This is a genomic window from Collinsella sp. TM05-37, from assembly GCF_003436455.1.
Taxonomy (GTDB): domain Bacteria; phylum Actinomycetota; class Coriobacteriia; order Coriobacteriales; family Coriobacteriaceae; genus Collinsella.
The window spans coordinates 47,926-71,560 of record NZ_QSPN01000009.1 but is presented as its reverse complement, the minus strand read 5'-3'; the positions used below and the strand labels follow the sequence as shown (position 1 = coordinate 71,560).

Below are 23,635 nucleotides of genomic sequence, written 5' to 3'. Positions count from 1 at the left end.
CTATACACGAAAGTAAGCCATGGTCAACAAAAAAGTTTGAAGAGGGAAACTAATTGACCGAACAGACATGATTTTGGGTTAAGATGGGGGCACCCCATGGGGGTATCTAGATAGTGCTACTTGAAAGGGGAGCGCATGAGTGACTTGCTCAACCCTGCGAATCTCATCGTGCTGGCCGTCATTGCCGTCGGCATGTTTTTTGGACTGCGTCGCATTGCCGCTTCGACACACGGGAAGAGTTGCTGCAGCGATGGTACGAGCGGCAAGAAGGCCAAAAAGGTTGTTGTGGTGGATACCGATGCGTCACACTATCCCTATAGCGATGAGCTGCTCATCGGCGGCATGAACTGTGACGGCTGCGCTCAGAACGTAGCCAATGCCCTCAATGCGCTGGATGGCGTGTGGGCAACGGTGACGTATGCGGACCACACGGCACGCGTGCGCTCTAAGCGGCCGGTTGATCGTGGTGTCCTCGAGACGGCCGTGAAAGACGCGGGCTACTACGTCATGACTCTGTAAGCGCCGCCCTGGATGCGCTTCCTTGGCTAGGCTCGTCCGCGCAGTTCGATGTCTTGGATGTCGTCGAAGTCGATGGCGATGTCTCGGAGTTTGAGGAGCTTGAAGGCGGGGAGCGCCTCGTCGAGGATGCCGGTGCGGCTGCGATAGCCGTATGTATCGTAATGGGTGACACGAATCAAGTCGCCACGTTTGAGACCCTCGAGCTTTTTAGAAAGCGCGAGGGCTTTTTCTTCCGTGAGCTCACGTTTTGGCTCGACGGTGATTTCCTGCTTGCGCACGAGTTCGTAGTATCCCGTGAGGGCGGCAAAGGGCATAAACTGTGCGGCGCGGTTGGCGCGCACGGCACCGTTGGCAGTGAGGTTGGGGTCGGCGGCGCGGCGTCTGCCCTCGGGGTCCGCCAGGCGCTCGAAGGCGGTCGGCGGGCGCACGGGCTGCTGCTTGGGTTTAGGCACGATGTCCTCCAACTTGGCCGTTGCGTTCGCGCGCGGTGGCGCCGGCGGTAAAGCTTAATCCCTTGACGAGCGCGTTCTTGCCGTACTTGCCTTTCACGGCCAGGACGGCGCGCGCCAGGTCGCGCTCGCGCTCATCGGCCTCGATATCGCTGAACAGATCGATGGTGGCAAATTCCTCGGGCACAAGATTGCCAAATCCCAGGTTGATGCGCTTGACCGGTCGTTTGGGATCGACCGTTTGTGCCCAAAGGTCATCGAAATACCCCATGATTTTCTTAAACGAATTAGTGCGCTCGGGCAGCTTTCGCGAGGCGTTGGAGTGCGCAAAGAGTGCGGCATAGCCACCACGCGGTTTGCCGCCATGCTCTCCCACAAAGATGCCATCGATTGCCTGCGCTTCGCGCACCAGGCGACGCCTTTCGTCATCGCGCTGGACGGGCTTGGGAGCTCGGGGCGCGAGCTCGGGGCCGTCGGTCGCTGCGGGCTCGATGCTCGAGGTGCTCGAGCGCAAGTGTCCGCAGCCGTCTATATACTGCGCCGTGCCGCTGGCGTTGAGCCGGCGTATGTCGGCGCGCTCGCTCGCGTAGCCCACAAAGAGCGAGATGCTGTCGCAGACCACGTGCTTATCGACTAGATCCAACACGGCGTTGTCGACCATTTCGCGCAAGACGGTGTAGGCCTGCTCGTAGGCATAGCCCTTCGAGAGCACCTGTCCTGTGGTGGTCGAGGTCGCTTGCGGGCGATAGGCTTGGATATCGGCGATGGTTGTCGGCTCGCGCCCGAAGGCGTGGTCGATGAGATATTCGGCATTGACGCCGAGTTCGTCGTAGAGCAGGTTCTCGTCGAGTGCGGCGACGCCCATCAGGTCGTAGACGCCGTATTTCTCGAGACGGGCCGCCACGCCGGGGCCGATGCCCCAGATGTCGGTGATGGGGCGATGGGGCCAGATCTCCTTGCGAAAGATCTCGTCGTCGAGTACGCCAATGCGGCTGGCTACGTGCTTGGCGGTGATGTCGAGCGCCACCTTGGCCTGGAATAGGTTGGGGCCGATACCGACCGTCGCCGTGATGCCGGTGCGCCCCAAGACCTCGTCGCGCAACATGCAGGCGAACCCTTCGGCATCGGTGTGATAAAGGTCCAGATAGGGCGTCACGTCGATAAAGCACTCATCGATGGAGTAGACGTGCACGTCCTGGGGGCTGACGTATTCCAGATAGACGCCGTAGATTTGCGCCGACACCTCCATGTAGTGTTGCATGCGCGGCACTGCTTTGATGTAGTCGATGCCGTCGGGAATCTCGAATAGACGGCAGCGGTTGTGTATCCCGAGGTCCTTCATGGTCTGCGTGATAGCGAGACAGATGGTCGTGCGTCCGCGCGATTCGTCGGCAACGACCAGGTTGGTGGTGAGCGGATCGAGCCCACGATCGACGCACTCGACGCTGGCATAAAACGTCTTGAGGTCGATGCAGATGTAGGTGTGCTGCTCGTGCTCCATCCGAGCCTCCCATCAAACACATGTTCTTATCGAATACCTGTTCGATAATACCTGCTCGACCGGACACCGTCAAAACCTGCCCCTTTTTGGCAGGTATGGTCGTGCGGCTGCATCGGGTTTTTAACGCAGCCCTAAAGAGTGCGTAACAGCTCGGAAAAGCTCGCTTCGTAGCATGAGGCTAACGATTGATACCACCATAAAGCACGGAAGGGTTGTGGGGATAATGGTCAACTATGGGTTTGGTATGCCGACGCGCTTGGTTGCGGATGGGGATGTGGCTCGCTGGTGCGGGCGATTGGTTGCCCACTATGGCGGCACCAAGGCACTGGTCGTGCTGGGAGGCGACAAGCACACGCGTGATGAGCTCGTTTCGGCGGCGCTGGGCTCGGTTGATCGAGCTCTGCTCGAGCGCGTGCTTTTCCGCTGCGGCTCGGTTGAAGGCGACGGAGGAGACGAGCTGATCGACGAAGCCGTGGCCCTGGCGATCGACGAAGGCGTGGACTTTGTCTTGGCGATTGGCGATGCCGATACTGCCGGCTTTGCGCGCGAGCTCGCCCGTCGCATGGCGGCGCTCGATGTCGGCGAAGACGGTTTTGTCCCTTATGGATGTATCGTCTCGGAGGGCAAGGTGCCTGCCGTCGTGGGGGCCGGCGAGGTTCCCGTTTTTGCCATCATCGCGCCCGAACTGCTGGAGGGCATCGGGTCTCCTCTGCGTGAGTTACTCGGTAGCGTCTGCGCCGCGGCCTAATATTTGCCATAAAGGGATAGGTCATTTTTGATTGGTAAAGCGTTTGACCTGCCAAAATAAACCTGTCCCTTTTTGGTCGGTTGCCGTTTGGGGGCCGATTGGCAACGCTCGCTGATTATAGTCTTGACCTGCGCTAGAATAGTGGCATCTGAATGTCCGGGCGCATGGAGGCGTGTGCCCGTATGCTGAGGAGGACTCTATGGCAACTGTTGCCGCACCTATCGATGCTACGTCGACTGCCGCTTGGAAGGCGCTCGAGGCCCATCAGGAGAAGCTCGAGGCCGAGGGTATCGACCTCAAGGCCTGGTTCGCCGCCGATGCCGAGCGCGTGAACAAGCTGAGCTTTGACGCCGGTGACCTGCACTTCGACCTGTCCAAGAACCTGGTGACCGATGAGACCGTCAAGCTGCTGTGCGATCTTGCCCGCGAGGTGAAGCTCGAGGAGCGCCGCGACGCCATGTTCTCCGGCGAGCACATCAACACCACCGAGGACCGCGCCGTCCTGCATACCGCGCTGCGCCGTCCGGCAAGCGAGAAGGGCCAGCTTATCGTCGACGGCCAGGACGTCGTCGCCGACGTGCACGAGGTCCTCGATCGCATGTATGCCTTCGCCGAGCGCGTGCGCTCCGGTGAGTGGAAGGGCGTTACCGGCAAAAAGATCGAGCACCTGGTGTCCATCGGCATCGGCGGCTCCGATCTGGGCCCGGTCATGGCTTACGAGGCCCTGCGTCCCTATGCCGACGCCGGTATCGATTGCCGCTATATCTCCAACATCGATCCCAACGACCAGGCCGAGAAGCTCAAGGGTCTGGATCCCGAGACCACGCTCGTGATTATCGTCTCCAAGACCTTCACCACGCTCGAGACCCTCACCAACGCCCGCGAGGTCAAGACCTGGATGCTCGAGCAGCTCAAGGCTCAGGGCGCCATCGATGGCTCCGATGAGCAGAACGCCGAGGCCGTGGCAAAGCACTTCGTTGCCGTTTCCACCGCGCTCGAAAAGGTCGAGGCCTTCGGTATCGACCCCGCCAACGCCTTCGGTTTTTGGAACTGGGTCGGCGGCCGCTATTCCGTCGACTCCGCCGTGGGTCTGTCGCTGATCGTCGTGCTCGGCCCCGAGCGCTTCCAGCAGTTCCTCGAGGGCTTCCACGCCATCGACGAGTACTTCTGCAACACGCCGCTCGAGAACAACGCCGTCGCGCTGATGGGTCTGCTCAACGTCTGGTACGTCAACTTCTTCGGTTCCAAGAGCCACGCCGTGCTGCCGTACTGCCAGTACCTGCATCGTTTCCCGGCCTACCTGCAGCAGCTCACCATGGAGTCCAACGGCAAGCATGTCCGCTGGGACGGCAGCGCCGTGACCTCCGACACCGGTGAGATCTTCTGGGGCGAGCCCGGCACCAACGGCCAGCACGCCTTCTACCAGCTGCTGCACCAGGGCACCGTGGTGGTTCCGGCCGATTTCATCGCCTTCGCCAATACCGCCAACCCTGCGACCGACAGCGGCCAGGACGTGCACGAGCTGTTCCTGGGCAACTTCCTGGCCCAGACCAAGGCACTCGCCTTTGGCAAGACAGCCGACGAGGTTCGTGCCGAGGGCACGCCCGAACAGATCGTCCCGGCTCGTTGCTTTGAGGGCAACCGCCCGACGACCTCGATCTTCGGTGACACGCTGACCCCGTTCGCGCTTGGCGAGCTCATCGCCCTGTACGAGCACATTACGTTTGTCGAGGGCACGGTCTGGGGCATCGACTCCTACGACCAGTGGGGCGTCGAGCTGGGCAAGCAGCTTGCCAAGCAGATCACCCCGGCCTTCCACGACGACGCCGCCAAGGCCGAGCAGGACGCTTCGACCCAGGCGCTCATCGAGTTCTATCGCGCTCATCGCAAGTAGTCTTTACGGCTGAGTTGGCTTATGGCTGAAAGGGGCCCGTATCCGTTGGGATACGGGCCCCTTGCTATTTGGATAGGATGGAATGTATCGGGAGGCGCCTCGACGGGCATCGCAATCGTCGAAGGCGCGCCGTTCATGTTTGGGACAATATGACATTTTTCCCGTTGCAAACAGCGCCGCCGTGGGTGTTCTGTATGATGGCTCAGACAAGGTTGTTCAATGACAGGGAGGCATATATGGCAATCAAAGCCATCGCAATGGATATCGACGGTACGCTCACCAACGACCAAAAGGTCATCAGCCCGCGTACGCGCGAGAAGCTGCTCGCGACGCAGGAGTCGGGCATTAAGCTCATCTTGGCTTCGGGCCGTCCCGCATGGGGGTTGCACGCCTTGGCGCAGGAGCTCGACCTTCAAAACCATGACGGTCTGCTAGTTGCCTTTAATGGCGCGCATGTGGTCGACGCTCAGACCGATGAGGTCCTTTTTGACCAGGCCATGCCGGCTGACGAGCTGCACCGTCTGATTGATCATCTGCGCAATTTCGACGTGATCCCTATGATTTCGCTCGGTCGCGATTTGCACGTCGAGGACTCGTACCATTGCATGATCACGCTGCCTGACGGCTCGCAGAAAAACATCGTCAAATACGAGCGCGATGCCTGCGACCTTAAGATCCGCGAGGTCGAGAGCTTGCATGAGGTCGTGGACACTTATCCCGTAGACAAGCTGCTGACGGCAGGCAACCCGGCCTACCTGCAAGCGCATTACGAGGAGATGTATGCGCCCTTTAAGCAGACGCTTTCGGGCATGTTTACGGCCGACTGGTACTTTGAGTACACGGCGCCCGGTATCGACAAGGCCCGTGCGCTTGAGGGTGCCCTGCTCAAGCTCGGCATCGATGCCAGCGAGGTCGTCTCGTTTGGCGACGGCCAGAACGACAAGTCCATGATTGAGTGGGCCGGCACCGGTGTTGCCATGGGCAACGCCGTCGATGAGGTTAAGGCAGTTGCCCAGATGGTAACCGCCAATAACAACGAAGACGGTATTGCAGTGGCGCTGGATAAGCTGCTGGGTTAGAATCGCCGATTAATGCATGGTTTGGGCGCCTGCTTGCGGGCGCCCTTTTGTTAGGGAGGGTGCCGTGTCCGCATTTCCGTTCGACGCCGTTATCTTTGACATGGACGGTGTCATTGTCGATACCGAGTATTACTACCTGGGCGAGACTGCCGCGTTTGCCAAGGAGCTTGGGCTTAACCTGACTCAAGAGGAGTTGAATGGGCAAGTCGGTACCTCGCATCAGTTCTTCCTGCATATGCTGGTCGATTGGTTTGAGCGCGCCGGTAAGGGGCATTTCACTGGCGAGGAAGCGTTGGCCCGTTGGGACGAGTGGGCGCATAAGCGTCCGCGCGACTATCAGGCTTTGATTAACCCAGGCGCCGTGGATACGATTCGAGAGCTGCCACGCCGTGGCGTTCGCGTGGCGCTTGCCAGCTCGTCTCCCATGGATAGCATCGAGGAAGTGCTCAACGCGTGCGGGCTGTCGGATGCCTTTGAGTATGTGGTGAGCGGCGAGCAGTTTAAGGAGAGTAAGCCCGAGCCCGACATCTACCTGCATGCGCTGGACCTGCTGGGGCTGCCCGCGAATCGCTGCTGCTGCGTTGAGGATTCCGTTCCGGGCATTACCGCAGGTAAGCGCGCCGGTCTGACGGTAATCGCCAAGCGCGAGGAGCGCTTTGGATTTAGCCAAGATGCTGCGGATAAGATTATCGACCAGCTGCCCGATTTGTTGGAACTCGCGTAGGGCCGGGGTGGTACGGCGGCTATTACAGCGATCTCGTTGGGACGAGAGGGGAGCGGCACTATGACATTCAACGTTAGCGCTCTTGGGTTTGGCGATAACGTCGTCGATCGTTACGAGCATATCCACACTATGTATCCGGGTGGCAATGCGGTGAACTTTGCCGTGTATGCCAGGAAATGCGGAGCCGCGCGCTCCGCGTATATGGGCATCTTTGGAAACGACGCCGCGGCTGAGCATATCATCGCGAGCCTTGAGGACGAGAGCGTCGAGCTCGCCAAATGTAAACAACTCATCGGCGAGAACGGTGCGGCTCGTGTTACCGTGGTCGATGGTGACCGCGTGTTTCTGGGGTCGAACGAGGGCGGCATCCGTGGTGATGCGCGCTATGTGCTCGATCGCTTTGACCTTGCGTATATGAAGCAGTTCGACGTGGTTCATTCGGGCAACTATTGCTTTACCGAGCGCGAGCTGCCCAAGTTGAAGGCAGCGGGCGTCACGGTCTCTTTTGACTTTTCGGACGATTCCACCGACGAGTACTACGAGCAAATTGCGCCCTACGTCGATTTTGCTTTCTTTAGTGCGGCGGATGCCGCGGGTGAGGACGAGACTCGCGAGCGTCTGGCATGGGTGCAGGGCTTGGGTCCGCGTTTTGTATCGGCCACGGCTGGCGCTGAGGGCTGCATTGCCTACGACGGCGAGCGTTACTATCGGCAGCATGCCAAGCCTGTGGCAGATATGAAGGACACCATGGGGGCGGGCGACTCGTTCCTGACCTCGTTCCTGATGTGCTATCTCGATTCTGCCAAGCGTGGCGAGGATGGCGCTGAGGCCATCGAGCGCGCGCTCGACTTTGCGGCGGGGTTTGCCTCGACTGTATGCGGCATGGAAGGCTCCTGGGGCCATGGAGCGCCGATTTCCGAATAGGTGAGCAGTCCCGGGAAGTCGAATTGTTGTCTTCTCGGGACCCTGTGGGCAAAAAATGCCAAATATGAGTACTGTCACTAATTTAGTAACAGGGAAATTATGCTTTTAAGGCCCTGGTTGAGCGCCTGGGGGCGATTATAACCTGTTAAATATGGCTTTAGCCATGCTAAAACGCCTTGATAATGAACAGCTGTACATTATCAAGGCGTTCTTTTGTCACAATATAATGCTACTAGCTTTGCAGCAGTACTCATATTTGGCGTTTTTTGCCCACCGGGGTCAGTTGAAGTCAAATATGGAGTGCGAATTTCCTAAAACGGTTGATTCGACGCTCTCCTCGGCGCAGTTTTTAAGTTCGGCGATGTGCAGGGAGGCGCTTTTTAGCGATGTGATGAGCTGTCGCGCGCTTGCATCTGCTTGCGGTTCGGCTGGAGCGTCGGTTTCGAGCAGCAGACGGTCGAGTGGGATCTGTCGGGCGTATTCACGACCGCGCTTGGTAGCGAGCATCCGCTCGTTCACGGAAAAATAGCAGCCTGCGTTTCGCGCACGGACGAACTCGTTCGAGGTGCCGCTAAACCAGTGAAAGATGATGGCGGGGGAGTTGGGGCTTGGGGTGAGTAATCCATATGACTCAAGGACGTCCAGTACGGTTCCTGCCGAACGAACAGCGTGAATTGATATCACGCGCCCGGCGAGAGGGTACTGCACGAGTGCATCGCAGAGACGGTCAAGTGCCTGTATTTGAAGCGGTTCGCTTCCGGCAAAGCGCGCGGAAAAGTCGAGTCCTACCTCGCCGATATAGCGTTCTTGGTCAGCAACTTCGCAAAGCAGATTGACTTCGGCAGGACCGCAGCGGCCGTCGGCGAGCCACCAGGGATGGAGGCCGGCGCCCGCGATAATGTTTGGGTATCGGCTGGCCCGCTTTTTTGCTGCCGCGAAGTCGCGTGGGTCGACCCCGCAGTCAAAGAGCCCCAGACCCAACGCCGCCGACTCACTGGCTGCAGCATCGGGGCTGAGCATCAAATCAAGATGACAATGCGTGTCAAAGAATCGCGGTTCCATCGCAAGGCATCCTGCTAGTCCAAGCGCTGACCATCGGCGCGCACACGCTCGGTGCCGCGCCCGCTGATCTGGCGGATAACCTCGCCGGCAATCATCTGACCCATGATGGGCGGCATAAAGCTGGCGGTACCCAACTCGGTACGCTCGTGGATGTTGGACGGGTCGCGGGGTTGGGTTTTAACCGATTCCTCACAGCTAAACAGCACGTGCAGGCTCTTGATTCCGCGCTTCTTACATTCTTTGCGCATAATGCGGCTCATGGGGTCACGTACCGTATCGAAGATGTCGGCAAAGCGGAGGCACTCGGGATGGAGCTTGTTGGCCCCGCCCATGGAACTGACCAAACGAATGTCGTGGTCCTGAGCATATTTGGCAATGGTGAGCTTGGCCGAGATGGTGTCGATGGCGTCGACGACGTAGTCGAGCTTGCCGCCCGTCTGCTCAAAAACGCTCGTAAAGAACTCGTCGATATTGTCGCTCAGCAGATATTCAGTTCGCTTGATGGCGGTGGTGGCGGGATTGATGTCGTGGATCATGGCTTCCATAACATCGACCTTGCGCTTGCCGACGGTGCTGTGAAAGGCGATGGCCTGGCGATTGATATTGCTGGGCGCGATGATGTCCTTGTCCAGAATCACAAAATGCCCGATGCCGCCGCGGGCAAGTGCCTCGCAGCAGTTAGAGCCCACGCCTCCGCAGCCGAGTATCAGCACCGTGGCGTTGGCGAGCTTGTCGAGTGCCTCGCGGCCCATGATGATCTCGAGCTTGGTATCGCGTGTCTCGTTGGGAGTTGCGGCTGCGGTTTCGGTCATAGACATCCTCCGATGGGGAAGCGAATCGTGTTTTAGCTATCGCCATTATAGGTAATCGCCCATAGGTTGCGATGGCGCTTACTTTGATGTGGTTTGAAGCATTTCGATTAGATAGTTAGACAAACATCTAAATATCGAGTATAGTGTGCGCGTTATGAGAGATGGTGAGAGGAGGTCTTATGCCGGGAGAGGGTTTTAAAGCGCTGGCCGATCCTACACGACGGCGCATTTTAGAACTGCTGCGCGAGGGCAATTGCACGGCAGGGGAGCTTGCCGAGCATTTTGACATCAGCAAGCCATCATTGAGCCATCACTTGGCGACGCTCAAAAACGCCGGGTTGGTGACTGACGAACGTCATGGCCAAAACATCGTTTACAGCTTAAACACCACCGTCATGCAGGACTTGATCGGTTGGTTTATGGGCTTTACAAACACTGAAGGTGATAAGGATGAATAACGAAAACAAAGGCATTCATTCCACGGGGGTATCGTCGCGCGTGTGGATTGCGCTGGTCGCTCTATGCGTCGCCAATGTCGCAGCGCATCTGATAGTGATGCCGAGCTTGCCTGCGCAGATTCCCACGCACTGGGGCGCGAACGGCGCCGTCGACGGTTGGGGTCCTAGCTGGATGGCCTCCGCGCTCGGCGTGCTGCCTCTGGCGCTTCTCGCAATGTTCTGCGTGGTGCCGCGCGTCGATCCCAAAGGTGAGGCATATCGAACCTCGGGTAAGTTCTATCAGGGCTTCGTAATCGCCTTCACGCTGCTCATGTGTGCCATAAGCTGGCTGGGGGAGCTAACGGTGTGGGGCATCGTGCCGGTGGTAGGAACGGTCAATTTGCTGGTATCAGGCGCTATCGGCTTGCTCTTTATTGGTATGGGCAACTACTTACCGCGCGTAAAGCAGAACTACACGCTCGGTATCAAGACGCCCTGGGCGCTTGCCGATCCCGAGAACTGGCGCCGTACGCAGCGTTTTGGCGGTGCCTGCTTTATGGTGCTGGGCGTTGGCCTGATTGTGATGGGCGTGGCGGGTAGCGTGCTTTCGAGTGAAGTCGTCGCCGCGGTGATTGCGGTTCTGGCGTTTGGTTCAGCTGGAGCTGCCTACGTCTATTCGTATCTGCTGTGGCGTAAATCGCAGCGAGCCGCTCGTTAAGGTTGCGGAAAACTAGCGTACGCAGTTCATAGTATGTTCCGGGGGATTTTTCCCAGGTAGTATTAGGGGGTGTGGGCAACCATGCCCCTTTTTCGTTTAGTTTCAGAGCTGGTTTCCTCATTTCGTTTCCACTAAAGCGAATCAAGAATAGGGAAACAGAAGGTAGAAAGGATAAAACAGGCAAATGGCGGAGTTTATCTACCAGATGTATCAGGCTCGTAAGGCCCATGGCGACAAGGTAATCCTTGACGACGTGACCCTGAGCTTCTACCCCGGTGCCAAGATCGGCGTCGTGGGCCCCAACGGCATGGGTAAGTCGACCCTGCTCAAGATCATGGCCGGTATCGAGGAAGTCTCCAACGGCGATGCCAGGCTCACCCCCGGCTACACCGTGGGCATCCTGCAGCAGGAGCCGCCGCTCGACGACGACAAGACCGTTATCGAGAACGTGCGCATGGCATTTGGCGACATGATCGCCAAGGTCGATCGCTTTAACAAAATCGGCGAGGAGATGTGCGACCCCGACTGCGATATGGACGCCCTCATGGCCGAGATGGGCAAGCTCCAGGACGAGATCGACGCCGCCGACGGCTGGGATATCGATTCCAAGCTCGGCCAGGCCATGGACGCCCTGCAGCTGCCCGATTCCGACATGCCGGTCAACGTTCTTTCCGGCGGCGAGCGCCGTCGCGTTGCCCTATGCAAGCTGCTGCTCGAGGCCCCCGACCTGCTGCTGCTCGATGAGCCCACCAACCACCTGGACGCCGAGTCGATCCTGTGGCTCGAGCACTTCCTGCATAACTATCAGGGCGCGGTGCTTGCCGTCACGCACGACCGCTACTTCCTGGATAACGTCGCCGAGTGGATCTGCGAGGTCGACCGCGGCCATCTCTACCCCTACAAGGGCAACTACTCTACGTATCTGGAGACCAAGGCCGCGCGCATCGAGGCCCAAGGCAACCGCGACGCCAAGCTCGCCAAGCGTATGGAGGCCGAGCTCGAGTGGGTGCGCAGCTCGCCCAAGGCCCGACAGGCCAAGAACAAGGCCCGTCTGGCTCGCTACGAGGAGATGGAGGCCGAGGCCCGCGCAAGCCAGAAGCTCGACTGGACCGACATCCGCATCCCCGTGGGACCGCGTCTGGGCAACAAGGTGCTCGAGGCCCATCACCTGCACAAGGAGTTCGACGGTCGCGTGCTCATCGATGACCTTTCGTTCACCCTGCCGCGCAACGGCATCGTGGGCGTCATCGGCCCCAACGGTGTCGGTAAGACCACGCTGTTCAAGACGATTGTGGGCTTGGAGCCGCTGACTTCGGGCGAGCTCGAGGTGGGCGAGACCGTCAAGATTTCTTACGTCGATCAGAACCGTTCCGGCATCGACCCCGACAAGAACCTGTGGGAGGTCGTCTCGGACGGCCTGGACCACATGATGGTCGGCGAGACCGAGGTTCCGAGCCGCGCTTATGTGGCGAGCTTTGGCTTTAAGGGCCAGGACCAGCAGAAGCGCGCTGGCGTACTCTCCGGTGGCGAGCGCAACCGTCTGAACTTGGCGCTTACGCTCAAGCAGGGCGGCAACCTGCTGCTCCTCGACGAGCCCACGAACGACCTCGACGTCGAGACGCTGTCCTCGCTCGAGGCGGCGCTGCTCGAGTTCCCGGGCTGCTCGGTGGTCATTAGCCACGACCGTATGTTCCTGGACCGCGTCGCCACGCACATTCTGGCGTGGGAGGGCACCGACGAGAATCCGGGCAACTGGTATTGGTTCGAGGGCAACTTCGAGGCCTATCAGGCCAACCGCATCGAGCGCCTGGGCGAGGACGCAGCCCAGCCGCATCGTATTCACCGCAAGCTCACGCGTGACTAGTAGCAAGTAGAAAGGCCGCCAGCAAGGGCGGCCTTTCTTGTAGCAATTGCACTGCAGCTATGCCCTGGCTGCTGGTTGATTCATAATCAAAGTCATCTCTTTGGGATTAAAGCCCGTTTTTGCTATGAGTGATTTTCTAATTCCGTTTAAAACGTAAAGACGTATTGGGTTACAAGGACATAAGCAAATCGAATTGAAATATAACCAGTGCTGTAACGTTACAAAAAAGGTTATAGAATAGGAGTATCTTATAAGTCGCTCCTCTAGAAAGAAGAACATATGCTTTCGCGTCGTCGTTTTCTGCAACTTGTCGCGTCTTCAATTGTCGCCTTAGCCGCACGTCCGAAAGAGGTTTTTGCTTCGACGGGCAATATTGATGGTGAGCAGATACAATTTACTTCAGAAATTGCGCAAGAGCTTGCCGATAAATATATAAAGGGACTCCTCGGCTCTTCGTATACGCCTTCTAACCCTATTCCTTTTGTAGACGTTGATGGGTCCCCGCTTGGCTACATTGTTCCGGTTGTGACATTCAATAGAGCCGCGGGCTATTTGGTTTTAGATGCTTCAGATGATGAAATACTTACGGGATATCGTTTTGGAGACGGCTTAGTCAGCCCTATGGATCGGGGAGGAGATCTTGGTGTTGAGTCTTATTCTTTCAATAACCCAGTCGTAATGATCAATCCATTCGAATTCGGTGTGCAATCTTTGGACGGTTCAATAACAACAAATTGCGGAAGAACAATCCCGGCTGTTTCCATAGAAGGACGGCCTGTCGTTTTATCGAATAAACCTTCAAGCTGGAACGATGTCGTAATTTACGCAACTCAAATGCAGGATTACACAGTATCTGGATTTCGTTCCATTTCTCAGTTTATGTCATATGATGAAAGCGAGATTAAGAGGCTTACTGCCCACTATGCTTGTATGGTGACCGCTTTTTCGAACGTTGCGGAACTGTATGGCATTGCCAATTTATATAGCGACCCTTCGCAATATATGCAGATATGGAATTACACCAATACCCATGCTCTTTCCGCTGAAGAACAGACTGTTCCCGGCGTTGTTTTGGGCGGAACGCCGATATCAACCTGTGCAACGGGGTTTACAAATTACTGCGCAAGCAGAGGAAGTGCTCTTATCGCCCGCACTGTCTCCTCTCCGGCTATCGCGAGCATTCAAAATGAGATTAACTCTAATAGACCGAATGTTTTACATGCGAGTTTGTACAACGGATCAGCCCATTCTGTAACAGCGGAGGCTTACGCCACACTTACTGGTAAGAAAACTGGAGAGACAAGGCAGATGATTGGCATAGCGGACGGCTGGAATTCATCTTTATCCTTCCTGAAGTATGATCAGAGCTATTATGCGTGGACTTATGGAACGACTTTTTCGAAGTAGGGCGATTCGTCTAGCTCTGTCTTTGGTGCTGATGGCTTCATTGGTGGGCTGTTCAACAAAGGAAGAGATATCGCGCGGAGGTTCCGGAGAAGTGACTGCGACAGACTCAGGTTCATTAGAAATAGCTGGCGGGCATGCCGATGTGATGTTACAAGGAAAAGGCGTGCTTAGGTCGAATGATGCTGAAGACGCTGTCTGCTCAATAGAGGATTTGAAGACAGGTGAAACTGCATCGTACCGAGTTTCAGATAATGCTGCGAATATGATTGAGTCGATACCGACCGGAGCGCAGGTTTCTTTTAGATACTTTGCTCCGCAACTTGAGGATGAGCTTGCTTCTCTGGTGTCTATATGCGCCGATGACAACTAAAAGGCCTGAATTCAAACGGCCTCGGATGGTCAATTGGCTATCCGAGGCCGTTTTTTACTCGACCGGGGCTTCGACCTTGTCGATGGCCCAGGTGGCTCCGAGGCCGCCGGTGGTGTTGCGGCGAATGCGTACGGTGACTTCGTGGCGTTTGCCGGCCTGTGTGTAGCGCAGGGGGAAGCTCGCGCGGTTACGGCCGGCCTCGATGGTACCGCGCTCGCGAGCGATCCGGTAGTACTCGCCGACGATGCCGAGGGTGTCAGCGCCGTAGGGGAGATAAGTCGACAGCTGGTGCAGCAGCGGGCTAGGGCAGAAGACCTCGGTCGCGAAATCGATGGGGAAGTCCCCGGGGATGGTCGGTGCTGCGGGAGCGGGGGCCGGTGCTGAATTGGGGACCGGAGTCGGTGCAGGTGTGGGAGCCTGGTCACAGGCGGGTGCGGATGCGGACTCAATGACAGGTGCAGACTCAGATGCCGCTTCTGGCTTAGCTATGGAATCTGTCGGTTCCACGGAGATGGACGTGTCTTCGGTCCCGGTTTTGGCATCGGCCTGCGGAGTGTCCTCTGCCTCGACGTTCGGCTTGGCCTCGACCGGCGTGGATACCATGGTGGTGATGCCGGCGTTGGCGTTCTCGGGGTCGTAGACAACCGTGAGCGAGATGGCAGGCTGGGGCGCCTCGGGCTCCGGTGTTGCCTCGGCAGCATCTTGATCCGCGAGCTCGTCGGACTGATTGTCCTCGGTGTTGTCGCCAAAGACATCGTGGTTCTGGAACACGGGCGCCTCGGGCTGGCCAGCCGCCTCTTCGGTTGTCGACTTGGATGCCTCGTTGAGCTCCACAGCGGCTTCCTGCTCTGGCATGACTTCGGGATCGGTCATGGCGGCGATTTCGGTTTCGGCTTCCGCTGCCACCTCAATAGCGACTTCGATCTCTATCTCGGGCTCGGGCTCCGGCACAGCTTCAACCGCGGCTTCTGGTTCGGGACGCTTAACGTGCTTGGGGCGCACAGCCTTGAGGTCCTTCTCACCGCGCTTTTTCTTTTTGTAGGACTGCTTAGCGCCCTTGGCGGTCTTGGGCTTGTCCTCGCCCTTGGCAAGGGCGGCATCCCAGGCCTCGTTGGCGATGACGGTGGCATACAGGCGACCGCCCTTAAAGACGGTCAGCTTAATGCAGTCGTCAAGCTCTTCGAGCAGCTCGCGCGTGGATTCGAAGCCCAGGTCATAAGCGGTCATGTCGCCAGCGGCGAGCGCCTCTTCGACCTGCGTCATAAACGTTTGCTTGCCGCATCCAATCGCATCGCGCAGCAGGCGATACAGATAGATGTGGTTGCCCAGTGAAAGCGTGGGCCTAACTATTGTCTTGCTCATGGCAAATCTCCTCTTTACACATGTAAAGCATCTTACCATCGCATGGCGCTCGCCATGGCGGCGCCCAAGGCAAACGGGCGCGAACCGCTGTCGATTCGCGCCCGTTATACAGGTCGGTTATCTATGAGAGGCAAATGTGCCTAGTTGCCCGATGTCGCGCCTTGGCTTGAACTGTCAGATGCCGTGCCGGACGCGGTTCCGCTCGAGCTGTTGGTGTTGCTGTTGTCGGTAGATCCCGTACTCGGTGTATTGCCATTCGCCTGGTCGCCCGTGCTCGGTTGAGAGCCGTCAGTCGTTTGACTTGAGTCAGTCGTGCCGGATTGCGTGCCGCTGTTGTTCGCAGAGGAATCGACGCCCTGCGATTGGTTTTGGGTGTTCGAGGACGAATTGGCAGAGGTAGAACTGTCTTGCGTATCGTCCGTCTGTGCCTGCTGATCCTGCGACTGGGTGTTGCCATTTGCATCGCTCTCGGTCGTGCGCGACGACAGGATTGGCTCGGGACGCTCGCCCAGACCCTCACCGGCAGTGGTGATAAGGATGGCGCCGGCGCAGGCGATGACCGCGACGATGGCGATAGCGATCGAGAAGACGATGACCTTCTTTTGCGTCTGGCTGCGCTCAGCCGCCGCCTTGGCGCGCAGGCTGTTGGGAGCGACGCGCGCCGTGGTCGCGCGTCCCGCAACCTGGCGCATCTCCTGCGTGGTTGCGGCGCCACCTAGGTGCTCCTCGACATTGGGCTCAACGGGCTCGTAGGCGCCGGTAGGGTAGTCGACAGCGGCATGCGTGCCCTTGATTGCTTCGGCGCTGGCGGAGATAAAGTGGCGATAGACCTGCGAGGACACAACAGTGATGACTGAGCTCACAGCGGCACCAATCACCGAGCCGGCAATGCCGATCTTTGAAGCAAGCGCCACGCTCGTGGCGGCAGCTGCGGCGCCGGCGATGATCTGGGGAATGGAAATGTCGTCAAACAGGCCCTTTTTGGGCGCGATGGCCATGGTCTGTCCGATGGAATGGTTCTCGTGCACGCCGTTGTTGAGCGCGGCCGGTGTCATGACGCGCGTGCGCGGCGCGTCAGTGTACTTGGTTGTCATACGGGGTCCTCCCGGTGTAAATCTGCTTCGTTTTGTGTAGCCATCAGGGTACCCACCAGATGTGAATCGTACGTGACATTTAACAGATACCATCAACTCATCAAGGGGGCTTGCTGTCTTTGGTGCAATAGCTTGATGCTAAACTGGATTTACGATTGCGAGGTGGTTTACGTGATGTACCCGTATATGACGTTCGAAGACGGTACCGAGGTCATTCATTCTGACCTGATTGCGGATGGCGATATCGAAAAGGTTATCGTGCATTTTGAACGACCGACGGCAGAGGGCTTCGACTCCGCTCGTTGTGAGTTGCCTTCCTGTTCGTGGACTGACTGGGAAGGGCATTTTACTCAGAGTGAAAAACGAGCTTTCGAAGAGTGTCTGAGCAAATAATTTAGATTAGTTCGAGTTTAGTTCGAATAAAGAAGCTGAATGCGATGACCTAAAGCGTATGCATTTTTAGTATTAGATGCGTATGAAATGGAGGATGTGAATGGATGAGCTAATAGACTTTAAAAAACGATTTCTCAAGAATGGCGAGCTGGTTTCAATTCCAAAAAAGGAAAGCTATAAAAGAATCATGCTGCTATGGGCCGTCTCTTTCTTTGAATTAAATACAAGTTATACGGAGCTTCAGGTTAATCGTGTGCTGTCACAGCTCTATCCTGATTATGCCGTGTTGAGGCGGTACTTGGTTGATTATGGATTCCTATTAAGGGATGAACGAGGCCTGAAATACGAGGTTAATCGTGATGTTCACGGTATTGAGAGCTAGCCGTCCGGTTCGGGTCCTATATATTGCTAGAGGGATAAGCGAAATAGGCAATTGGTGTGCGAATATTGCTTTGCCAATGCTGATTTACGAGGTAACTCACGATGTTTCTGCAACTGCTTTGATGGTCTGCTGCAGATTTGCCCCCTCTCTGTTTTCAGTTGCGCTCGCGCAGCTGCCTCAGAAGATGGGTATCGGGACACTGCAGGCCATGAGATTGGCAGACTTAATTCGCGCGGGATTATTCGTTTGCTATATTTTTGTTGATAGTAAATGGAGTATGTTTGCTATTACGTGCGCGGTATCGCTTTGCCGAACGGTAGAAATGCCCTGCTTTTACTCGTTGTTAAGAGCCAATACGAATAGTATCAATCGCGACGTAATTAATAATTCGTTTGGGTTCCTGCAGAATTTGATGATGGTTCTGGGGCCAGTTGCCGGCGGTTTTGTTGTCGCTCAATTTGGGGCGGAGGCTGTTCTTGCATTAGACGCGCTTTCTTTTGCCGCGTCGTTCTGGTTGCTGCGAGATGTTCCGTCGGTTATCGAGGTTAATGATAAAGAGGGAATAAGCAAAAATGAAAAAAACAGGACTGCATTTAGTGATCTTAGCGCGAAGCACTTGGCAATTGGTTTCCTATTAATCGATATTTCTAGTGGCGTGGCATTCGGCTCTCTGAATTCTCTTTTGCCAGCTATAGCGCAATTGCAATTTGACTCGTCATCGATACAATACGGATTCCTTCAGAGTAGTCTTACAATCGGACTGTTGTTCGGAAATACAATATATGGTCGTTTAATCAGTGGTTCCGATTGCGTTAAATCATATTGTTTTGTGACGTATCTTGCGCTCGGTGCGTATCTGGCGTTTGGCTATCGCTATGCGTCTGGGATATCGTTTATTTTCCTTTTTATCGTCGGTGCCGGAAACGCCATTCAAGATGTGCTTCTCATAACATCGCTGCAGGATTTGGCGAGAGACGGATCTGAATCGATAAGCCTGTTTTCAATTAGGGAGTCTTTGCAATCGGTTGCTGTTGTTATTTCAACACTTCTTGTTTCGCTGTTCACGAGCATCGCGATGTTCTCAATTCTCGTTACAGGACTTGGTGTATTTTCAATTATGATGGTAGTTGTGTTTCAATTAAATTATTTGCGAAAGATGTGACGTTGATATGCCTAAAACGCTTTTAGTATTTCCCCCAGGATGGAGTCCAGTGGGGCCGTATCTTGCCTTGCCTGTTTTGAAGTCATATCTTCAAGAGGTTGAACAATACAAAGTTGACATTGTTGACTTAAACGTGGAATTTTACGATGACCTCCTATCTTTTAGACATGTCGAAGAGTGCTGTAAAAGGTATCGGGAATCAAAGGATTCGTTTAGTTCGAATGTTCAATTAACAATCGAGTTGATACAAAAGTCGGCACTTAATGTTGACGAGGCAAAAGATATTTTCAGATCGAAGAGATACTTTAATCTAAAAGAAAGACAATATGCCGAAAACATTTTTAGAAATGCACTCTATATCATAAATCGCGTCTCATATGGAGTTAAATACACGTTCAACTCCATAGATCTGCCCTATGATTATTATTCGACACCAGAAATAATGAAATCGCTTGCGGATACCTTGCATAATCCGTTTATTTCCTTCTATGAAACTGCCTTTCTTAAGCGTATTCAGAGGGAAAAAATCGAGTTTATTGGGATTTCGGTGAGCGGCTGTTTCCAATTGATTTCTGCAGTTACGTTAGCGAAACTGATTAAGGAAGAATGTCCATCTGTTAAACACGTCTCATTGGGCGGCAATTACATTACTCGTTTAGCAGATGACTGCATGAAAGAATGGCATCCCTTTTTTGAATACATTGATTCGATAATGATGTATGACGGCGAAGAGCCGCTTGCACGTCTTCTTGAGGCTCTTGACTCTGGTGATGACAATCTCGACTGTGTTCCAAACCTTTGCCATGCTAAAGGTGGAAATATATAAAAACCATCGGATTGAGCAAACATTTATCAACGATACAGTTCCCGATTTCGATGGCTTCGCCCTTTCTAAATACTTCATGCCTGAGTTAATATTGCCGGTTTATTCCTCTAGGCAGTGTTTTAATCATTGCGCCTTCTGCACCATTCCCGGTGCTACCGGTGGTTGTTACCGAAAGATGCCTATATCGAGAGTATTTGAAATAATGTGTCGGTTAAATGAAAAATACGGCACGAGAGTTTTCTCTTTTGTGGATGAAACATTCGAAGGCAAAAGAATGGAGCAACTCGCGGATGAAATAAACGCATCGGGAAAAACGTTTTTCTGGCATGGAGAAACGAGGTTCTCTCCAACCCTAAGTACAGAAGTTTTTAACAAGATATACCAAAGTGGATGTAGGCAGATTCAGTTTGGCCTCGAGTCATACAACCAAAGAGTTCTTGATCTAATGAAGAAGAACACGAGAGTTGATTGGATTGATCGCAATATCCATGATTGTCTCAATGCGGGTATTCCTGTTCATCTATTTTTTATGATTGGCTTTCCGACCGAAACTAAAGAAGAGGCTCTGAACACCTTAGCTTATACAGAGAATGTTTTGAATTATTCAAAACAGGTATGTGGTGTTCCATATTCCACGAGAGGATTTACGAATTTTGGTCTCGTTATGGGGTCGGATGTTTGGAATCATCCCGATAAGTATGGTGTCTCTGTAATGCCGAAGTCCCAATATGAGGATTTGCGCCTCGAAGTGGATTATGTTTCAGGCACTGGTTTAACTTTAAATGAAGCAAAATCCTTATCTGATGAGCATCATATTGATTTTTATATGCAAGAGGTCATAAACGGTAGCGACACAATTGACTTGCCCCAGCGGCTTCATATTTCAGAGGTGACCTGGATTCTAGATTCTATTCACGCTGTCAGGTATAAGGGACATTTGACCAAAGTAAAGCGACGGCTAACTAGTCTAAATCCAGCTGATCGAATCTGGCTGGATTCCAAGACCTCTGTCGTGCTCGTTGAGCCATTTGCCTACTTCTATAATTCTGAATACCATCATGTCTATGCTGTTTCCCAGTTGGTATACCTTAAGTTGGCCCGTTTATTGGAGGCCGATTGTAGCATTTCTCTTATTCTTGATCAGGGCGACCTCGAGCTGACAAGGGCGATAGAAGAACTGTTGCATTATGGATTGCTGAATACAAATATCGATGCCGATTATGTAATGCACGATAATGGTTTTCAATTGGTTAAAAGTTCGTTTGTTAAAGAAGTCGGACGCTCAAAAGAGGGGTTAAGAGTACTGCTGAGTTGTGCCACCCATAGAATGTGTGCGGTTAATGATTTTTCGTTCGCTTTGCTTTCGTTGTTTGAAAAGCCGATTACTAAGAACGAGGTGCGCGACATTTTGAAAAAAGAGGGACTATCGGCAAGCGAGGAGCAATTAAACAAGTTGGTTGATAATTGCATGAAAGCAGATATACTACAATTGATTAGATAGAGGAGGTTTCTACATGGACGTTATTAACAAAGATCTCTTGGAGCAACTGAAAGAGTCTCAGGAAGAGGGCGTCGTGGTAGAAGTGTTCGACTTTGAGGACTACATGGATAAATTCTGCCATTAGTTTCGGAATTTACTTGCCTCGCTTAAAGGAGAAGTCGATTATCGATTTCTCCTTTTTTAATTAAAGATATTTTTGGAATACATGCTCTTAGCACAGGTTGGCGTCTCAGTAAACTGGGAGGTTGCTTTGGCTAGCTAGAGATATGTGAACGTCCGTTAGACTGAATCTCAGGGTAGAAGGGGCCTCCAGTGTCCAGATCAACAAGGCAATGCTGCGTTTCGGCTAATAAGAACCATGGCTTTTTGCGTGTGGCGGCGGCGTCGCCGCGGATTCGCGTGGCCGATGTCGAGGGCAATGCCGAGGTTGCGCTGACGGCTGTTCGTGAGGCTGCCGAGCGCGGCGTTCGCGCGTTGGTACTGCCCGAGCTCAACCTGTGCGGCTATACCGCGGCCGACCTGTTCCATAACCGCACGCTGCTGCATGCCTGCGAGGCGGCGCTCGTGCGCATTCTCGATAAAACCCGTGAGCTGCCGATCGTCTTTACCATCGGTCTTCCCGTCGCGGTGGCCGAAAACATCTACAATTGCGCCGCCGTGTGCTGTGCGGGCGAGCTTTTGGGCCTTACGGCCAAAAAGTACTTGCCCAACTACGGAGAGTTTTATGAGCGCCGCTGGTTTGCTCCGGCGCCGGCCGATCCCGTGTGGATTGAATTTGCTGGTCAGGGTCCGGTGCCGCTTGGCTCGGGGCTTGTCTACCGCTGCTGCGATGAAGGTGCCGAGGATCTGGTGCTGGGTGTCGAGGTGTGCGAGGACCTGTGGGTACCGGCGCCCCCCTCGACCGAGATGGCGCTTGCTGGCGCGACGGTGATCCTCAACCCGTCGGCCTCGGACGAGATTATCGGCAAGGCGGATTACCGCCGCAGCCTCATCTCCAACCAGAGTGCGCGCCTGTACTGCGCCTATGCCTACGCGGATGCGAGTGAGGGCGAATCTACGACCGACATGGTCTTTGCGGGCGAGAACCTGATCTACGAAAACGGCTCTAAGCTGGCCGCCACCAAACTGCTTACCTGCGACATGGCGGTTGCCGATGTCGACCTCGATCGTCTGGTTGCCGAGCGCCGTCGCTCGACGACGTGGACGCGCGCGGACGATGCGCCGGAGGCCACGACCGTTGAGTTCTCTTTTGAGGGCGTGTTGGCCGAAGAGTCTGTCCTGCGCGATGCCTGCGATATCGACCGTGTTTTCCCTCGCGCGCCTTTTGTGCCGGCCGACCACGGTGATCTGGCCGAGCGTTGCGAGACTATTCTCAATCTGCAGACTGCGGGCCTCAAGACCCGCCTTGCCCATACGGGTACCAAGGCTGCAGTCATCGGTCTTTCGGGTGGCTTGGACTCCACGCTGGCACTGCTTGTGACCGTGCGTGCCTTCGATGCACTGGGACTGCCACGCACGGGTATCACGGCGGTTTCCATGCCCGGCTTTGGCACGACGCATCGCACCAAGTCGAATGCCGAGTCGCTCGCCCGCGACCTGGGCGTGAGCTTCCGCGAGGTTTCGATTCACGCGGCCGTGGAGCAGCACTTTAGGGACATTGAGCACGATCCGGCCGTGCAGGACGTGACCTACGAGAACAGCCAGGCCCGCGAGCGTACGCAGATCCTGATGGACCTGGCCAACCAGGCTGGCGGTTTTGTCATCGGCACCGGCGACCTGTCGGAGCTGGCGCTCGGCTGGGCTACGTACAACGGCGACCATATGAGCATGTACGCCGTCAACTCGAGCGTTCCCAAGACGCTCGTGCGCCATCTGGTGCGCTATGCGGCCGATGTCTTTGGCGGGCGCATCGCCAAGGTGCTGCTCGATATCCTCGATACGCCGGTGTCTCCCGAACTTCTGCCGCCCACGGGCGACGGCGAGATTGCGCAGAAGACCGAGGATTTGGTGGGCCCGTACGAGCTGCACGACTACTTCCTCTACTACCTGCTGCGTTTTGGCTTTGAGCCCGGCAAGATCTACCGCATGGCGCTCAAGAGCTTTGAGGGTGTCTACGATGCCAAGACCGTCCACACGTGGCTGCGTACGTTCTACCGTCGCTTCTTTGCCCAGCAGTTTAAGCGCAGCTGCCTGCCCGATGGTCCCAAGGTGGGCTCGGTGACGCTCAGCCCGCGCGGCGATTGGCGTATGCCGAGTGACGCCAGCTCGCATCTGTGGCTTGCGCAGATCGACGCACTCAATCCAATTGACTAAGGTTGGCTAAATTGAACCAATACGGGGTTTGCAAGCGTTACACTTTTGCAATCTGATGGCCCGTATCGCGCGGCGCTCTTGTCGGAGCGCCGCG

Annotated in this window: 23 protein-coding genes; 17 read left to right on the top strand and 6 right to left on the bottom strand. The window is 55.4% G+C overall.

From position 1 onward, the window contains the following. Nucleotides 1-135 precede the first annotated feature (135 nt). On the top strand, nucleotides 136-519 hold the full coding sequence (locus tag DXD48_RS06200) for a heavy-metal-associated domain-containing protein (RefSeq protein WP_117564427.1): 384 nt from the start codon (nucleotides 136-138) through the stop codon (nucleotides 517-519). Between the two features lie 26 nt (nucleotides 520-545). Here the strand turns inward: DXD48_RS06200 and DXD48_RS06195 are convergent, their stop codons facing one another. Together DXD48_RS06195 and DXD48_RS06190 are read right to left on the bottom strand one after the other, a co-directional pair. Beyond that, entirely contained in the window at nucleotides 546-971 is a 426-nt protein-coding gene (locus DXD48_RS06195; protein WP_233514971.1) for a hypothetical protein, read from the bottom strand. Beyond that, on the bottom strand, nucleotides 964-2,469 hold the full coding sequence (locus tag DXD48_RS06190) for a DNA repair protein (RefSeq protein ID WP_117564426.1): 1,506 nt from the start codon (nucleotides 2,467-2,469) through the stop codon (nucleotides 964-966). Before DXD48_RS06190 ends, DXD48_RS06195 begins: the two co-directional genes overlap by 8 nt. Before the next feature lie 223 nt (nucleotides 2,470-2,692). On the opposite strand from DXD48_RS06190, the gene DXD48_RS06185 reads away from it, so the two are divergent. From DXD48_RS06185 to DXD48_RS06165, 5 genes are all read left to right on the top strand, one after another. Then, nucleotides 2,693-3,217 carry an iron-containing alcohol dehydrogenase gene (locus tag DXD48_RS06185; protein WP_158548943.1) on the top strand — a complete coding sequence of 175 codons (525 nt, stop codon included), beginning with the start codon at nucleotides 2,693-2,695 and terminating at the stop codon, nucleotides 3,215-3,217. A gap of 199 nt (nucleotides 3,218-3,416) precedes the next feature. Then, entirely contained in the window at nucleotides 3,417-5,111 is a 1,695-nt protein-coding gene (pgi, locus tag DXD48_RS06180) for a glucose-6-phosphate isomerase (RefSeq protein ID WP_117564424.1), read from the top strand. Nucleotides 5,112-5,347: 236 nt separating this feature from the next. Further along, nucleotides 5,348-6,190 (top strand): Cof-type HAD-IIB family hydrolase, encoded by an 843-nt coding sequence (locus DXD48_RS06175; protein WP_199407912.1) that lies wholly within the window; start codon nucleotides 5,348-5,350, stop codon nucleotides 6,188-6,190. A 64-nt stretch (nucleotides 6,191-6,254) separates the two neighbouring features. Beyond that, nucleotides 6,255-6,914, top strand: a complete 660-nt coding sequence (locus tag DXD48_RS06170) for an HAD family phosphatase (RefSeq protein ID WP_311774750.1) — start codon at nucleotides 6,255-6,257, stop codon at nucleotides 6,912-6,914. Between the two features lie 60 nt (nucleotides 6,915-6,974). Then, nucleotides 6,975-7,838, top strand: a complete 864-nt coding sequence (locus DXD48_RS06165; protein ID WP_117564422.1) for a PfkB family carbohydrate kinase — start codon at nucleotides 6,975-6,977, stop codon at nucleotides 7,836-7,838. Nucleotides 7,839-8,117: 279 nt separating this feature from the next. Here the strand turns inward: DXD48_RS06165 and DXD48_RS06160 are convergent, their stop codons facing one another. Both DXD48_RS06160 and DXD48_RS06155 read right to left on the bottom strand, forming a co-directional pair. Beyond that, a complete protein-coding gene (locus tag DXD48_RS06160) occupies nucleotides 8,118-8,900 on the bottom strand; it encodes a TatD family hydrolase (RefSeq protein ID WP_117564421.1) in 783 nt (260 codons plus the stop codon). 14 nt (nucleotides 8,901-8,914) lie between these two features. Continuing rightward, on the bottom strand, nucleotides 8,915-9,712 hold the full coding sequence (locus DXD48_RS06155; RefSeq protein ID WP_117564420.1) for a ThiF family adenylyltransferase: 798 nt from the start codon (nucleotides 9,710-9,712) through the stop codon (nucleotides 8,915-8,917). A 179-nt stretch (nucleotides 9,713-9,891) separates the two neighbouring features. Between DXD48_RS06155 and DXD48_RS06150 the strand changes: the two genes are divergently transcribed. The 5 genes from DXD48_RS06150 (at nucleotide 9,892) to DXD48_RS06135 (ending at nucleotide 14,508) form a co-directional block, all read left to right on the top strand. Then, entirely contained in the window at nucleotides 9,892-10,170 is a 279-nt protein-coding gene (locus DXD48_RS06150; RefSeq protein WP_022094448.1) for an autorepressor SdpR family transcription factor, read from the top strand. Continuing rightward, nucleotides 10,163-10,867: an SdpI family protein gene (locus DXD48_RS06145; protein WP_089573029.1), complete on the top strand. Its 705-nt coding sequence runs from the start codon at nucleotides 10,163-10,165 to the stop codon at nucleotides 10,865-10,867. The genes DXD48_RS06150 and DXD48_RS06145 overlap by 8 nt, the downstream gene beginning before the upstream one ends. A 184-nt stretch (nucleotides 10,868-11,051) precedes the next feature. Then, nucleotides 11,052-12,731 carry an energy-dependent translational throttle protein EttA gene (gene ettA, locus DXD48_RS06140; RefSeq protein ID WP_055251458.1) on the top strand — a complete coding sequence of 560 codons (1,680 nt, stop codon included), beginning with the start codon at nucleotides 11,052-11,054 and terminating at the stop codon, nucleotides 12,729-12,731. 279 nt (nucleotides 12,732-13,010) lie between these two features. Next, nucleotides 13,011-14,138, top strand: a complete 1,128-nt coding sequence (locus DXD48_RS10010) for a hypothetical protein (protein ID WP_147324150.1) — start codon at nucleotides 13,011-13,013, stop codon at nucleotides 14,136-14,138. A gap of 31 nt (nucleotides 14,139-14,169) precedes the next feature. Continuing rightward, a complete protein-coding gene (locus DXD48_RS06135; protein ID WP_147326362.1) occupies nucleotides 14,170-14,508 on the top strand; it encodes a hypothetical protein in 339 nt (112 codons plus the stop codon). Between the two features lie 54 nt (nucleotides 14,509-14,562). On the opposite strand, the gene DXD48_RS06130 is transcribed toward DXD48_RS06135, so the two are convergent. Together DXD48_RS06130 and DXD48_RS06125 are read right to left on the bottom strand one after the other, a co-directional pair. Continuing rightward, entirely contained in the window at nucleotides 14,563-15,870 is a 1,308-nt protein-coding gene (locus DXD48_RS06130) for a hypothetical protein (protein ID WP_117564418.1), read from the bottom strand. A gap of 140 nt (nucleotides 15,871-16,010) precedes the next feature. Next, a complete protein-coding gene (locus tag DXD48_RS06125) occupies nucleotides 16,011-16,964 on the bottom strand; it encodes a hypothetical protein (protein WP_117564417.1) in 954 nt (317 codons plus the stop codon). 171 nt (nucleotides 16,965-17,135) lie between these two features. Here DXD48_RS06125 and DXD48_RS06120 point away from each other — a divergent pair, with 171 nt between their 5' ends. The 6 genes from DXD48_RS06120 to DXD48_RS06100 all read left to right on the top strand — a co-directional run bounded on the left by DXD48_RS06120 (nucleotide 17,136) and on the right by DXD48_RS06100 (nucleotide 23,541). Next, on the top strand, nucleotides 17,136-17,357 hold the full coding sequence (locus DXD48_RS06120; protein WP_233502378.1) for a hypothetical protein: 222 nt from the start codon (nucleotides 17,136-17,138) through the stop codon (nucleotides 17,355-17,357). A gap of 100 nt (nucleotides 17,358-17,457) precedes the next feature. Further along, nucleotides 17,458-17,739, top strand: coding sequence for a DUF2087 domain-containing protein (locus DXD48_RS06115; RefSeq protein WP_055251466.1), 282 nt, complete (start codon nucleotides 17,458-17,460; stop codon nucleotides 17,737-17,739). After that, a complete protein-coding gene (locus DXD48_RS06110) occupies nucleotides 17,717-18,901 on the top strand; it encodes an MFS transporter (RefSeq protein ID WP_082435530.1) in 1,185 nt (394 codons plus the stop codon). Before DXD48_RS06115 ends, DXD48_RS06110 begins: the two co-directional genes overlap by 23 nt. Nucleotides 18,902-18,908: 7 nt before the next feature. After that, the gene (locus DXD48_RS10005; RefSeq protein WP_147324147.1) at nucleotides 18,909-19,727 is read left to right on the top strand and encodes a hypothetical protein; all 819 of its coding nucleotides are present in this window, start codon (nucleotides 18,909-18,911) and stop codon (nucleotides 19,725-19,727) included. Next, nucleotides 19,672-21,228: a radical SAM protein gene (locus DXD48_RS06105; protein WP_233514972.1), complete on the top strand. Its 1,557-nt coding sequence runs from the start codon at nucleotides 19,672-19,674 to the stop codon at nucleotides 21,226-21,228. The genes DXD48_RS10005 and DXD48_RS06105 overlap by 56 nt, the downstream gene beginning before the upstream one ends. A 312-nt stretch (nucleotides 21,229-21,540) precedes the next feature. Then, entirely contained in the window at nucleotides 21,541-23,541 is a 2,001-nt protein-coding gene (locus DXD48_RS06100; RefSeq protein WP_117564415.1) for an NAD(+) synthase, read from the top strand. The last annotated feature ends 94 nt before the right edge of the window (nucleotides 23,542-23,635 follow it).

What these genes read in the sequence shown, in the direction of transcription:
- DXD48_RS10010 (WP_147324150.1), top strand. Translation starts at nt 13,011, where the DNA reads ATGCTTTCGCGTCGTCGTTTTCTGCAACTTGTCGCGTCTTCAATTGTC.
- DXD48_RS06115 (WP_055251466.1), top strand. Translation starts at nt 17,458, where the DNA reads ATGGATGAGCTAATAGACTTTAAAAAACGATTTCTCAAGAATGGCGAG.
- DXD48_RS06125 (WP_117564417.1), bottom strand. Translation starts at nt 16,964, where the DNA reads ATGACAACCAAGTACACTGACGCGCCGCGCACGCGCGTCATGACACCG.
- ettA (WP_055251458.1), top strand. Translation starts at nt 11,052, where the DNA reads ATGGCGGAGTTTATCTACCAGATGTATCAGGCTCGTAAGGCCCATGGC.
- DXD48_RS06200 (WP_117564427.1), top strand. Translation starts at nt 136, where the DNA reads ATGAGTGACTTGCTCAACCCTGCGAATCTCATCGTGCTGGCCGTCATT.
- DXD48_RS06160 (WP_117564421.1), bottom strand. Translation starts at nt 8,900, where the DNA reads ATGGAACCGCGATTCTTTGACACGCATTGTCATCTTGATTTGATGCTC.
- DXD48_RS06175 (WP_199407912.1), top strand. Translation starts at nt 5,348, where the DNA reads ATGGCAATCAAAGCCATCGCAATGGATATCGACGGTACGCTCACCAAC.
- DXD48_RS06110 (WP_082435530.1), top strand. Translation starts at nt 17,717, where the DNA reads ATGTTCACGGTATTGAGAGCTAGCCGTCCGGTTCGGGTCCTATATATT.
- DXD48_RS10005 (WP_147324147.1), top strand. Translation starts at nt 18,909, where the DNA reads ATGCCTAAAACGCTTTTAGTATTTCCCCCAGGATGGAGTCCAGTGGGG.
- DXD48_RS06190 (WP_117564426.1), bottom strand. Translation starts at nt 2,469, where the DNA reads ATGGAGCACGAGCAGCACACCTACATCTGCATCGACCTCAAGACGTTT.
- pgi (WP_117564424.1), top strand. Translation starts at nt 3,417, where the DNA reads ATGGCAACTGTTGCCGCACCTATCGATGCTACGTCGACTGCCGCTTGG.
- DXD48_RS06165 (WP_117564422.1), top strand. Translation starts at nt 6,975, where the DNA reads ATGACATTCAACGTTAGCGCTCTTGGGTTTGGCGATAACGTCGTCGAT.
- DXD48_RS06145 (WP_089573029.1), top strand. Translation starts at nt 10,163, where the DNA reads ATGAATAACGAAAACAAAGGCATTCATTCCACGGGGGTATCGTCGCGC.
- DXD48_RS06130 (WP_117564418.1), bottom strand. Translation starts at nt 15,870, where the DNA reads ATGAGCAAGACAATAGTTAGGCCCACGCTTTCACTGGGCAACCACATC.
- DXD48_RS06155 (WP_117564420.1), bottom strand. Translation starts at nt 9,712, where the DNA reads ATGACCGAAACCGCAGCCGCAACTCCCAACGAGACACGCGATACCAAG.
- DXD48_RS06105 (WP_233514972.1), top strand. Translation starts at nt 19,672, where the DNA reads ATGACAATCTCGACTGTGTTCCAAACCTTTGCCATGCTAAAGGTGGAA.
- DXD48_RS06150 (WP_022094448.1), top strand. Translation starts at nt 9,892, where the DNA reads ATGCCGGGAGAGGGTTTTAAAGCGCTGGCCGATCCTACACGACGGCGC.
- DXD48_RS06185 (WP_158548943.1), top strand. Translation starts at nt 2,693, where the DNA reads ATGGTCAACTATGGGTTTGGTATGCCGACGCGCTTGGTTGCGGATGGG.
- DXD48_RS06135 (WP_147326362.1), top strand. Translation starts at nt 14,170, where the DNA reads ATGGCTTCATTGGTGGGCTGTTCAACAAAGGAAGAGATATCGCGCGGA.